General features: G+C 71.9%; 10 protein-coding genes. 6 read left to right on the forward strand and 4 right to left on the reverse strand.

Annotation, left to right across the window (positions count from 1 at the left end; genetic code table 11):
• The first annotated feature begins 100 nt into the window (after positions 1–100).
• The 6 genes from AB0H81_RS09245 to AB0H81_RS09270 all read left to right on the forward strand — a co-directional run bounded on the left by AB0H81_RS09245 (position 101) and on the right by AB0H81_RS09270 (position 6,856).
• Positions 101–901, forward strand: a complete 801-nt coding sequence (locus tag AB0H81_RS09245; RefSeq protein ID WP_358371448.1) for an NAD(P)-dependent oxidoreductase — start codon at positions 101–103, stop codon at positions 899–901.
• 343 nt (positions 902–1,244) lie between these two features.
• The gene (locus AB0H81_RS09250; protein WP_358371451.1) at positions 1,245–2,138 is read left to right on the forward strand and encodes a sugar ABC transporter permease; all 894 of its coding nucleotides are present in this window, start codon (positions 1,245–1,247) and stop codon (positions 2,136–2,138) included.
• Positions 2,122–2,988: a carbohydrate ABC transporter permease gene (locus AB0H81_RS09255; protein WP_358371454.1), complete on the forward strand. Its 867-nt coding sequence runs from the start codon at positions 2,122–2,124 to the stop codon at positions 2,986–2,988. The genes AB0H81_RS09250 and AB0H81_RS09255 overlap by 17 nt, the downstream gene beginning before the upstream one ends.
• An 81-nt stretch (positions 2,989–3,069) precedes the next feature.
• Entirely contained in the window at positions 3,070–4,317 is a 1,248-nt protein-coding gene (locus AB0H81_RS09260) for an extracellular solute-binding protein (protein WP_358371457.1), read from the forward strand.
• Between the two features lie 96 nt (positions 4,318–4,413).
• Positions 4,414–5,694, forward strand: coding sequence for a Gfo/Idh/MocA family oxidoreductase (locus AB0H81_RS09265; RefSeq protein WP_358371460.1), 1,281 nt, complete (start codon positions 4,414–4,416; stop codon positions 5,692–5,694).
• Positions 5,687–6,856 (forward strand): hypothetical protein, encoded by a 1,170-nt coding sequence (locus tag AB0H81_RS09270; protein ID WP_358371464.1) that lies wholly within the window; start codon positions 5,687–5,689, stop codon positions 6,854–6,856. Before AB0H81_RS09265 ends, AB0H81_RS09270 begins: the two co-directional genes overlap by 8 nt.
• A 36-nt stretch (positions 6,857–6,892) precedes the next feature.
• On the opposite strand, the gene AB0H81_RS09275 is transcribed toward AB0H81_RS09270, so the two are convergent.
• Genes AB0H81_RS09275 through AB0H81_RS09290 form a run of 4 tightly spaced genes read right to left on the reverse strand, consistent with a single transcriptional unit; the run spans position 6,893 to position 11,623 of the window.
• Positions 6,893–8,782, reverse strand: coding sequence for a DUF6807 family protein (locus AB0H81_RS09275; protein WP_358371466.1), 1,890 nt, complete (start codon positions 8,780–8,782; stop codon positions 6,893–6,895).
• A gap of 2 nt (positions 8,783–8,784) precedes the next feature.
• Complete coding sequence (locus AB0H81_RS09280) at positions 8,785–9,834, reverse strand: mandelate racemase/muconate lactonizing enzyme family protein (RefSeq protein ID WP_358371469.1); 1,050 nt, start codon at positions 9,832–9,834, stop codon at positions 8,785–8,787.
• Positions 9,831–10,739: a 5-dehydro-4-deoxyglucarate dehydratase gene (locus AB0H81_RS09285; RefSeq protein WP_358371472.1), complete on the reverse strand. Its 909-nt coding sequence runs from the start codon at positions 10,737–10,739 to the stop codon at positions 9,831–9,833. Before AB0H81_RS09285 ends, AB0H81_RS09280 begins: the two co-directional genes overlap by 4 nt.
• The gene (locus tag AB0H81_RS09290) at positions 10,736–11,623 is read right to left on the reverse strand and encodes an NAD(P)-dependent oxidoreductase (protein ID WP_358371476.1); all 888 of its coding nucleotides are present in this window, start codon (positions 11,621–11,623) and stop codon (positions 10,736–10,738) included. The genes AB0H81_RS09285 and AB0H81_RS09290 overlap by 4 nt, the downstream gene beginning before the upstream one ends.
• Positions 11,624–11,793 lie beyond the last annotated feature (170 nt).

Genomic DNA, 11,793 nt, shown 5'->3' on the forward strand with positions numbered 1-11,793 from the left:
CGCCCATGTGAAGCTCGTCCGTGTGAACGTAACGAGTGACCCAGATCACGGTCAAGATTCAAGAATGTGAATTTGAGGCACGGTTGTGTACAAGGGGGTCATGCGCATTCTCATGACCGGCGCGGCCGGCAAGGTCGGCACGCTGCTCCGCCCCCGCCTGGCCCGTGAGGGCCGTGTCCTCCGCCTGTCCGACCTCCGGCCGGTCGACCCGGCGCCCGGCTCCGGCGAGGAGGAGGTGACGGCCGACCTGGCCGACCGTGCCGCGATGGCCGCCGCCATGGAGGGCGTCGACGCCGTGCTCCATCTCGGCGGCCAGAGCCGCGAGCACCCGTGGGCCGACATCGTGCGGGCCAACATGGACGGCACCCAGGCGCTGCTGGAGGCCGCCCGGGAGGAGGGCGTGCGGCACGTCGTGATGATGGGCAGCCATCACGCCGCCGGATTCCACACCCGCCCGCCCGGCGGCGCCGACCTGCCCGACTACGCCTTTCCCCGCCCCGACACCTTCTACGGCGTCAGCAAGGTCGTCATGGAGGCGCTCGGCAGCCTCTACCACGACCGCTTCGGCATGAACGTGACCGTGATCCGGCTCGGCACCTGCAACGAGGCGTCCGGCGACACCCGCGGCCTGGCCACCTGGATCTCGCCCGGCGACCTGACCCGGCTGGTGGAGGCCGCGTTCACCGCGCCGGGCTACCACGTCGTCTGGGGCGTCTCCGACAACACCCGGCGCTGGTGGTCGCTCGACGAGGCCCGCGCCATCGGCTACGTCTCCCAGGACGACTCGGAGGCGTACGCCGCTCCCCTCCTCGCCGAGCAGGGCGAGCCGGACCTCACCGAGCCCCTCCACGACCGGGCCGGCGGCGTCTTCACGCTGAAGGAGCTGGGCGGCAAGTGGTGACCCGCGCGGCCTGACCGGCGGGGGCCACCGCTCCCGCCGGCCACGGTCCGTAACCACCCCCAGGCGTCCGTAAACATGCAACCGGTTGTAGTCCCAACGCGCAGAAGCCCAAAACGTTAACTGCTCTCCCCGCAGCGCTTTGCCCTTGTGAACTGGGGTTTCCGGGTTGGCGATATATCGGTAACGGGTTTGTAACGCCTGCAAAGGGTTGACGAAACTTTTCACACCCCTATAGGAAGGCGCTATCCGATCCCGCCGTGCCGGGGAGGCCCTGGAATGAGGGATGCATGAATCCATGTCTGATTCGCTGTCCGTAACCGCGGGACATCGTCAGCCGCCGGCTGTGAACGCTCGCAGGAGGCGTGAGGCCCTGACGGCCTACGTCTTCCTCGCCCCCTGGTTCCTGGGGCTGTTCGTCATCACGGTGGGGCCCATCCTGGCCTCGCTGTACCTGTCGTTCACCGACTACAGCCTCCTGGAGGAGGGCTCGTGGGTCGGGACCGACAACTACGTGAAGATGTTCACGCAGGACGACCGGTTTCTCACCTCGCTGAAGGTGACCACCATATACGTCGTCGTGTCGGTGCCGTTGCAGCTCGCCTTCGCGCTGCTCCTGGCCCTCGCGCTCGACCGGGGCCTGCGCGGGCTGCCGTTCTACCGCTCGATCTACTACCTGCCCTCCCTGCTGGGCGGCAGCGTCGCCATCGCCATCCTGTGGCGCAAGCTCTTCGGCGTGGACGGCCTGTTCAACGCGGTGCTGAGCATCTTCGGCATCGAGGGGCCCGGCTGGGTCTCCGATCCCGACACCGCGCTCGGCACGCTGATCCTCCTGCACGTGTGGACGTTCGGCGCGCCCATGGTCATCTTCCTGGCCGGGCTGCGGCAGATCCCCCAGAGCTACTACGAGGCCGCCTCGGTGGACGGCGCGAGCAGGCTGCGCCAGTTCCGGTCGATCACGCTGCCGCTGCTGACGCCGATCATCTTCTTCAACCTCGTCCTGGAGGTCATCAAGTCGTTCCAGTCGTTCACCCAGTCGTTCATCGTGAGCGGCGGGAACGGCGGACCGGTCGACTCCACGCTCTTCTACACGCTCTATCTCTACCTCAAGGGCTTCAAGAGCTACGAGATGGGCTACGCGGCCGCCATGGCCTGGGTTCTCCTGCTGATCATCGCCGGCCTGACCGGCGTGAATTTCCTCGCGTCGAAGTATTGGGTCTTCTATGGCGACACGAAGTAACGCGGTCCCGTTCCTCTTCCGCCCGAGGAAGGGCGGCCGCCTGCTCAAGCACCTCATGCTCGCGGGCTTCGGCCTGCTGATGCTCTACCCGCTGCTGTGGATGATCTCCAGCTCGCTCAAGCCACAGGAGCTGATCTTCCGGGAGCCGGGGCTGCTGCCGAGCACCGTGACGCTGGAGAACTACTCCAACGGCTGGCACGCGCTCAAGCACTCGTTCGGGTACTACCTGTGGAACTCCGCCGTCATCACCGGCCTGAGCGTGCTGGCCAACCTCATCGCCTGCTCGCTGGCCGCCTACGCGTTCGCCCGGCTGAACTTCCCGCTGAAGAAGCTGTGGTTCGCGGTCATGCTGGGTTCGATCATGCTGCCGCACCACGTCACGGTCGTGCCGCAGTACATCCTGTTCTCGAACCTGGACTGGATCAACACGATCTGGCCGCTGGTCGTGCCGAAGTTCCTGGCGACGGACGCGTTCTTCATCTTCCTGATGGTGCAGTTCATCCGGACCCTGCCCCGGGAGCTCGACGAGGCAGCGTCCATCGACGGCGCCGGGTACTGGCGGGTGTTCCTGCAGGTGATCCTTCCGCTGTGCGTGCCCGCCCTCGCCACGACCGGCATATTCACCTTTATCTGGACGTGGAATGACTTCTTCAGCCAGAACCTGTATCTGACGAACAGCGATAACCTCACGGTGGCCGTCGCCCTCCGTCAGTTCCTGGACTCGAGCGGAGAGTCGGCGTGGGGTCCGATGTTCGCGATGTCGATCGTGTCGCTCGGGCCCATCTTCGGGTTCTTCCTGGCCGGCCAGAAGTACCTGATCCGCGGTGTGGCTACCACCGGCCTCAAGTAGCCGTTTCACCCCCCGCAATCTCCTAGAGGAGGTAGAGCTGTGAGTCTCGGCTCTCGTAAGAAGATGTGGACGGTTGCCGTCTTGACGGCGGCCGTGATGACGACGGCCAGCGCCTGTGGCGGCGGAAGCGGCGGCGACAGCGGCGGCTCCGGCGACAAGGTGAAGATCGTCTTCTCCTACTGGGGCAGCGACGCCCGCCAGAAGCTGACCGAGGCGGCCCTGAAGAAGTTCGAGGAGAAGAACCCGACCATCGACGTCGAGGGCGACTTCTCCAACTGGGACAGCTACTACGAGAAGCTCGCGACTAAGCTGGCGGCCAACGACGCCCCGGACGTCATGAGCATCGAGATCCGCGGCCTCAGCGAGTACGCCGGTCGCGGCGCCCTGGCGGACCTGGCCGGCAAGGTCCCGAGCGCCGACCTCGACCAGCAGGTGCTGACCAGCGGCCAGGTGGACGGCAAGCAGTTCGCCATCCCCACGGGCGTCAACGCCTTCTCCATGCTGGCCAACCCGTCGGTGCTGGAGAAGGCCAAGCAGAAGCTGCCCGACGACAAGACCTGGACCTGGGACGAGTGGATCAACCTCGCCAAGCAGGTCTCGACCACCGGCGGCGGCGCGATGGGCGCCGAGTACAACCCCAACCCGGCGTGGCTGCAGGTCTTCGCCGCCCAGCGCGGTGAGAAGTTCTACGACGGCACCAAGATCGGCCTCTCGGTCGACACGATCAAGGCCTGGTGGAACATCAGCCAGCAGCTCATCGCGACGAAGGCGGCTCCCGAGCCGGCCAAGAGCGCCGAGCTGCTGACCGCCGGTCCCGAGCAGTCGCTGCTGGCCACCAACGCCGGCGCGATGGGCATGTGGTGGAGCAACCAGCTCAACATCCTGTCCAAGGCGTCGGGCCAGGAGCTCGAGCTGCTGCGCATGCCCCGGCAGAAGGGCGCGACCAGCGGCGGCATGTTCCTCCAGCCGGCCATGTACTACACCGCCTCCGCCAAGACCGAGCACTCCGCCGAGGCCGCCAAGCTGATCGACTTCCTGGTCAACGACCCGGACGCCGCCGCGATCCTGCTGAGCGACCGCGGCCTGCCCACCAACTCCAAGGTGCTGGCCGCCGTCAAGGACAAGCTGCCCCCGGTCGACCAGCGGACCCTGACCTTCATCGACGAGATCAAGGGCGAGCTGAGCCCGATCACCGCCCCGCCGAAGGGCGCCCTCCAGATGGAGGACATCCTCAAGCGCAACACCGATGAGGTCCTGTTCGGCAAGACCACGCCGGACGCGGGCGCCCAGAAGTTCCTGTCCGAGGCGAACGCCGCCATCGCCGGCTGACCCTCCGGCCGCCCCTGATCGAGGGGGCGGCCACAGCATCACGGGCCGGGGGACGAGCGCCCCCGGCCCCACATCTCGAATCTCGGGGAGAGCAAGTTGAGCACCAGGTACGCTTTCGTCGGCCTCGGTCACCGCGTCCAGATGTACGTGGACGCGTTGCTGGGCGACTGGAGCGACGCCGGGACCATCGCCGGTCTCTGCGACACCAACCGCACCCGCATGGCCTACTACGTCGAGCGCATCGGCCGGGAGGTGCCCTGCTTCGGCCCCGACGAGTACGGCAAGCTGCTCGACCTGGCCGACACGGTGGTCGTCACCACGGTCGACGCCACCCACGCCGGCTACGTCTGCGCCGCCCTGGACGCCGGCAAGGACGTCATCGTGGAGAAGCCGCTCACCATCGACGCCGAGAGCTGCGCCGCGATCGCCGAGGCGGCGGAGCGGGCCTCCGGCAAGCTGGTGGTGACCTTCAACTACCGCTACTCCCCGCGCAACTCGGCGGTGAAGCGCCTGCTCAGTGAGGGCGCCATCGGCGAGGTCACCTCCGTCCACTTCGACTGGGCCCTGGACACCATCCACGGGGCCGACTACTTCCGCCGCTGGCACCGCGACCGCGCCAACTCGGGCGGCCTGCTCGTCCACAAGTCCACCCACCACTTCGACCTGGTCAACTGGTGGCTCGGCGCGGCTCCCGAGCTGGTGTTCGCTCAGGCCGACCTGCGCTTCTACGGCACGGCCCTGCCCCGGGGCGAGCGTCCCGCGCGCTCGCACGGCGCGCCGGGCCTCGGCACCGACCCGTATCTGCTCGACATCTCGGCCGACCCCCGCCTCAAGCGCCTCTACCTCGACGCCGAGCACGAGGACGGCTACATCCGCGACCAGGACGTCTTCGCCGACGGCGTGACCATCGACGACAACATGGCGGTCCTCGTCCGCTACGCCAACCGGGCGATGCTCACCTACTCGCTCACCGCGCACGCCCCGTTCGAGGGTTACCGCGTCGTCTTCACCGGCACCGAGGGCCGTATCGAGCTGGAGGTGTGCGAGCGGTCCTGGACCCCGCCGCAGGCCGCCATCGACCCGAGCGCCGCGAGCAAGGAGCACGCGGCCGACGCGTGGGAGAAGCTCGTGCTGCACCGTCACTGGCAGCAGCCGGAGGAGATCACGATCGAGCGCGGCGCGGGCGGCCACGGCGGCGGCGACCGCCTGCTGCTGAACGACGTCTTCCGCGGCCCCGGCGACGACCCGCTCGGCCGCCCGGCCGGCTACCGCGACGGCATCCGCAGCGTGCTGGTGGGCGTCGCCGCCAACCGCTCGGCCGCGACCGGCCTGCCCGTCGCCCTCACCGAGGACGGCACCAGCCTGGCCGATGCCTGAGCCGTCGCCTGGCCCCGGCCCCGGCCCCGGCCCCGGCCCCGTCCCTGAGCCCGCGCCGGAGCCGGTGGCCGGGCTGCGGCACCTCGGGGAGTTCTCCGGCCTCGCCGAGGTGGCCGCGCGCGGGCGCGGCCTCTTCCCCGAGGCCGCCCCGGGCCCGGCCCTGCGCCGGGCCGCCCGCGAGGCGGCCGGCGTGCTCGACCTCACGGCCGAGGACGTCCGCGTGGAGCGCTCCTGGACCGCCGGCGACCTCGCCGGCGAGGAGCTGTCCTGGTCGGTCGGCTACGGCCCGCGCACCCGGGCGTACCTGCTCAGGCCGCGCGGCGCATCAGGCCCGCTGCCGGGCGTCGTCGCGCTGCACTGCCACGCCGGCATGAAGTTCGCCGGCAAGGAGAAGGTCGCCGACGGCCCCGAGCCGCCGTCCCCCGAGGTGACGCGGCTGCGCGGCCAGATCTACGGCGGCCGCGCGTACGCCGGGGAGCTGGCCCGGCGCGGCTTCGCCGTGCTGGTCCACGACGTCCTCGGCTGGGGCAGCCGCCGCTTCCCGCTGGAGGCCATGCCCGAGCCGGTGGCGGCGCTGGCCGCCGGGGGCGTCTCCGAGGGGTTGTCCGAGGCCGACGGTTACGACCGCGCGGCGGCGCTGCACGAGCACCTGCTGGAGAAGTACTGCACGCTGCTCGGCACGTCGCTGGCCGGGGCGGTGGCGGGGGAGGACCTGGCCGCGGCGGCCTGCCTGCGCTCCCTGCCCGGCGTCGGCCCGGTGGGCTGCGTGGGGCTGTCGGGCGGCGGCCTGCGCGCCGCGCTGCTCGGGGCGTTCGACCCGGGGATCGCCGCGGTCGCCGTCGTGGCCATGATGTCGTCGTACCGGGACATGCTGGACCGCCACGTCGCCTCGCACACGTGGATGCTCTACCCGCCCGGCCTGTCGCGGGTGTGCGACTGGCCGTCCCTGGCCGCCTCCCGCGCCCCGGGGCCGCTCCTCGTGCAGTACGGCGAGCGGGACGAGCTGTTCCCGCCGGCCGGGATGCGCCGGGCCCACGAGATCATCTGCCGGGCGTACCCGGAGGGCGGCTACGAGGGCGTCTTCTTCGACGCCCCGCACGCGTTCACCGTGCCCATGCAGGAGCACGCCTTCGCGTGGCTGGAGCGCCGGCTGGGCGCCTGAGCCCGGGGCCCGGGCGCGCAGGGGAGCGTGGAAGGGTCAGCCCAGGGCCTCGGCCACCAGGACGGGCACGTCGGCGGGCGCGAGAGGGCCGTCGGCCACGACAACGGTGACCCGGCGGGCCAGCACGTCGTCGAAGACCAGCGGCGTGTCCCAGGCGAGCGCCGTGCCCACCCCGGGATACTCGGCGACCCGGACGAACCACGGGTCGTCGTCCTGGGCGAACACCAGCGTCCAGTCCTCGGAGGCCAGCGCCAGCCACGGCGCCCGCGACCCGTGCACCGCCTGCTCGCCCTCGGCCTCGCCGGTGAGGACCCGCAGCCCCGGCGACCCGGCGGGGGCTCGCCAGAAGAAGCCGCCGTACCCGGCGCCGGCCCGCCCCTTGGTGGCCGAGCTCTGCACGGTCAGCGGCGAGCCGGTGAGGTTGCGCAGCGTGAACGAGAAGCGCAGCGCCCAGCCCCGCGACAGCGGCACCGCCCGGGCCGTCCGCTCCTCGCGCACGACCGGCTCCTCGCCCGGCCGCTCCCACAGCAGCGTCTCGGCGAAGCCCGCCGCGTCACGCTCCTCGAACGCCACGTGCCGCTGCACGCCGTGGTTGTCGAGCCACGTGGGCCCCTGGTCGCGGACGTACGTGCGCCCGCCCCAGAAGTTGCGCCCGCCCACGTCCGTGACGGCCACGCCCGCCCCCAGATGGTGGGGATGGTCCTGCGGCCGGACCTCGGTCACGACGGTCCCGCCCAGCGTGCGCACCGGGTGGAGGTACGGCCGGGGCGACTCGGTGAGCGGCAGATCGGGCCGGGTGACGTACTCCGCGACCACCCTGTCGCCCGCCAGCAGCGGCGTCGCCCAGGACGCGCCCAGCTCGGAGAACAGCGCGAGCCGGTCCGCGCTCGCGTCGACCAGGTCGGCGACGCCCGGCAGCACCACGCCCTCACCGGAGCGGTCGAGGTGGTCGCCGTCGATCGGCAGCGGATCGGGCGCGAGCCGGATGGCCTCCATGACCTCCATGAACGCCCCGGTCCTGCCGATCGGCACGAGCAGCGCCTCGCCCGAGGCGACGTGCGCCACCAGGTTGCGCAGCAGGTCGGTCCGGCCGAAGCGCCGCACGGGCTCGTCGTTCACCTGGACCTCGTCCAGCGTGTACGTGAGCCGGATCCGTCCCCGCTCCCCGTGGACGACCACGTACGGCTCGTCCCGCTCGGCGGCGCACAGCGTCACCGCGGCCACGATCGGCGGCCCGCCCACGGGCGTGACGCGGACAGAGGAGGTGTCGTCCGACTCGATGGCGTTGGCGTGGAACAGCTCGGTCTCGACCGCCTCGACGGCGCCGCGTTCCTCGGCCCCGGCCACCGCGAGGGCGGTCGCCAGCGCGTGCGCGAACGGGTTGGTCAGCGCCCCGTCCACGACGTCCACGCCGTCGAGCCGGCGCCGCCCCGCCCAGGGGCTGCGGGTGAAGTAGGAGGCGGGCCGCGGCCAGGAGCCGCCCACGCCGATCCCGGTGACCCGGCCGACGACGCCCGAGGCGATCATCTCGCGCACCGCCGGGATCGCCGCCGACCCGAGGCTCTGGAAGCCCACCTGGCAGGCCAGGCCGGCCTCGGCGGCGGCCCGCTCCATCCGGTCGAAGTCGGCCAGCGTGGCCGCCGTCGGCTTCTCCACCAGCACGTGCGCCCCCGCGGCCAGCGCGGCCAGGGTGAGCTCGGCGTGCGTCGGGATGGGCGTGGCGAGGATCGCGATCCGCGCGCCGGTCCGCTTGATCAACTCGGGCAGGTCGGCCGAGAACTCCGGCTCGCCGAGCCCGTCGAGCGCCCCCGGCTCCGGCGGCGTGGTGTCGCAGACGCCGGCCAGCTCGACCACGTCCCGCAGGTGCCGCAGCCGCTCCAGGTAGTGGGCGCCGTATCCCCGCGTGCCCGCCAGCACGACCCGCATGCTCACCTCCAGCGGAGCCCGAGGCCCCGGTGCTCTCCGACGCTCAGTTTCCCACCGCTCACCCGGACCGGGTACGGCTCCTCCAGCAGCCCGAGGGCCGCGAACGAGGCGTCCTCGACCTCCTCGGCCATGCACGGCAGCGGCAGCGTGAGCGCGAGCTGCGCCGACAGGTCGGGCAGCAGGTGCGGGTAGACGGGCACGTCGAACGCCCGGGCCAGCTCCGTGATGCGCAGGAACGGCGTGATGCCGCCCACCCGGACCACGTTGGGCTGGACCACGTCGCAGGCGCCCGCGGTCAGCAGGTCGCGGAAGCCGTAGACGGTGTAGACGTTCTCGCCGACCGCGATCGGCACGTCCACCGACCGGCGCAGCTCCACGTGCGCGGCCACGTCGTCGGCCGGCAGCGGCTCCTCCAGCCAGTGCAGTCCGTACGGCGCCAGCGCGTCCACCGCGCGCCGGGCCCGGTGCAGGTCCCAGCGCTGGTTGGCGTCGATCATCAGCAGCGTGTCCGGCCCGATCACCTCGCGGACCGCCGCCACCCGCTCGACGTCCTCACGCAGGTCGGGCTTGCCCACCTTGATCTTGACGGCCGGGTGGCCCGCGGCCTTCCACCGCTCCGCCTGGGCGACCAGCTCCTCCAGCGGGTAGTGCAGGTTCACGCCGCTGCCGTAGACCGGCACGGTGTCCCTGCGCCGGCCGAGCACGTCCACGATCCCGCGCTCGCCGCACCGCAGGTCCCACAGCGCGAGGTCCACGCCCGCGAGCGCCACGGTGGTGACGCCGCCGGGGCCCGCCTCGCGCAGGTGCCGCCAGAGCCGGTCCCACACCACCTCGGGGTGCGGGTCGAGGCCGGCGACCGCCTCGCGGACGTCGTGCTCCAGCAGCGCCTGCACGGCCCGCGCGCCGATCTGCGGCGTCCAGGAGAAGCCCGTGCCGACGCGCCCGTCGTCCAGGACCACCTCGACGACCAGCACGTGGTTGACGGGCACGTCGGGCCCCCACGGCCGCGGCAGGGCGGCCGTGCGGGCGCTCACCCGCAGGTCACGGATCACCGGCCCACCGCCGTCGCCGTGGTCCTGCCGTGCGCGGCCGCGACGGACCTGCCGTGCCGGATGAGCTCCTCCAGCTCGGCCACGTGCTCGGGGGCGGCGTCCACCAGCGGGGGCCGCACCGGGCCCGCGTCCAGGCCGGTCAGCCGCACCCCGGCCTTGACCAGCGAGACGGCGTACCCCGGGACCTTGGAGCGCAGCCGTACGAGCGGCTCGTAGAACTCGGTGAGCAGGCTCTCGGCGCCCGCGAGGTACGCGGTGGCGATCTCCGGGGCGAAGGCGAACACCGCGGAGGAGTACAGCTCGACGCCGATGCCGCGGTAGGCGCCCATGGTCAGCTCGGCCGTCGGCAGCCCGTTGAAGAACGCGAAGCCCGGGCCGATCTCGCGCCGCACGGCGAGGACGACGCGCTGGATGAGGTCGATGTCGCCCAGGCCGTCCTTCAGGCCCACGACGCCGGGGATCCGGGCCAGCTCCACCACCTGCTCGGGGGTGAGCACCACCGAGCCGCGCATGTAGATGATCACGGGCAGCACCTCGGCGACCGCCCGCACGTACGCGGTGAAGCCCTCGCGCGGCCCCATGGCCAGGTACGGCGGCATGAGCAGCAGCCCGTCCGCCCCCGCGTCGCGGGCCGCGCGCGCCTGGCGCAACGCCGAGCCGAGCGGCCCGCCCGCGCCGGCCAGCACCGGGGTCTCGCCCCGCGCCTCCGTGACGGCCACCCGGACCGCCGCCTCGTGCTCGGCCTCCGACAGGGCGGGGAACTCGCCGGTGCCGCAGGCGACGAAGACCGCGCCCGGCCGGTGCGCGAGGCCGCGCCTGATGTGCTCGGCCAGCACCTCCTCGGCCAGGCGCCCCTCGGCGTCGAACGGCGTGACCGGGAAGAAGAGGATCCCGCTGAGGTTCATCCGATCTCCAGTTCGGTTCGCCAGTCGCGCTTGGGGGTCCAGCCCAGCAGCCGCTCGGCCTTGGCCGAGGAGAAGGCGGGGGCGGTGCCGGTCAGCGCGGCCGCGGCGGCCGCGGTGGCGGGGTTGACGGCGGGCAGCAGCTCCGCCAGGGGCTCTCGGGCGAGGGCGTCGGCCGCGCCGGCGAAGAACACCTCACCGCTCGGCACGTCCCACATGCGGTCGATCAGCACGGAGATCATGTCGGAGGCGTCGCGCGCGTCGATGTAGTTGAACAGCGACACCCCGGCGATCTCCGGCCGGTCCAGCCGCTCGGCGATCGTGTGGCCGGACTGGGTGGGCGCGCCCGCCCACTCCTCGGGGGCCACCACGAAGCACGGCCGCACGGCCGCGAACCTGGTCTCCGAGCCGCGCGCGAAGGCGGCCATGGTCTGCTCGGCCACCAGCTTCGACAAGCTGTAGGCGTTCCACGGCTCGGCCGGATGGTCCTCGTCGATCGGCAGGTAGCGCGGCGCCCACCCGCGGGGCGCGCCGTAGCCGATGACGGTCGGGCTGCTGGCGATGACCACCCGGCCGACCCCGGTGCCGCTCGCCGCCTCGCAGACGTTGAAGGCGAGCTGGGTGTTGGTCCGGTAGATGACGCCCTCGGGCCGGCTGAACGGCGTCGCGATGGCGGCCAAATGGACCACCACGTCGGGGCGGAAGCGGGCGAGCACGTCGTAGGCCTGGCCGAGGTCGGTCAGGTCGGCGGGCAGCGTGGAGGCCGCCTCCGGGGGGGTGCCCGGCGCGACGTCGACCCCGATCACCTCGTGACCGGCCTGCGCCAATGCGGTGACCACGCTGCGCCCGAGCCGGCCGGCGCTCCCGGTCACCAGTGTTCGTGTCATCGGATCTTCCACCACTCCTGGGGTTCGGGTTCGGCAACCGGTTGCAAAAAGTATTGAGGTTCCGTTCCGGCAACGTCAAGCGGCGAAGGGGTGGCCGCCCCTCCCACTTGCGGGAACATCCGGATAGGGTGGTGCGCCGGCGGTGCCGGCCAGACGGCGACGGCTCATTG

Source organism: Nonomuraea sp. NPDC050691, from assembly GCF_040654455.1.
Taxonomy (GTDB): domain Bacteria; phylum Actinomycetota; class Actinomycetes; order Streptosporangiales; family Streptosporangiaceae; genus Nonomuraea.

What these genes read in the sequence shown, in the direction of transcription:
- AB0H81_RS09245 (WP_358371448.1), top strand. Translation starts at nt 101, where the DNA reads ATGCGCATTCTCATGACCGGCGCGGCCGGCAAGGTCGGCACGCTGCTC.
- AB0H81_RS09255 (WP_358371454.1), top strand. Translation starts at nt 2,122, where the DNA reads ATGGCGACACGAAGTAACGCGGTCCCGTTCCTCTTCCGCCCGAGGAAG.
- AB0H81_RS09270 (WP_358371464.1), top strand. Translation starts at nt 5,687, where the DNA reads ATGCCTGAGCCGTCGCCTGGCCCCGGCCCCGGCCCCGGCCCCGGCCCC.
- AB0H81_RS09275 (WP_358371466.1), bottom strand. Translation starts at nt 8,782, where the DNA reads ATGCGGGTCGTGCTGGCGGGCACGCGGGGATACGGCGCCCACTACCTG.
- AB0H81_RS09285 (WP_358371472.1), bottom strand. Translation starts at nt 10,739, where the DNA reads ATGAACCTCAGCGGGATCCTCTTCTTCCCGGTCACGCCGTTCGACGCC.
- AB0H81_RS09290 (WP_358371476.1), bottom strand. Translation starts at nt 11,623, where the DNA reads ATGACACGAACACTGGTGACCGGGAGCGCCGGCCGGCTCGGGCGCAGC.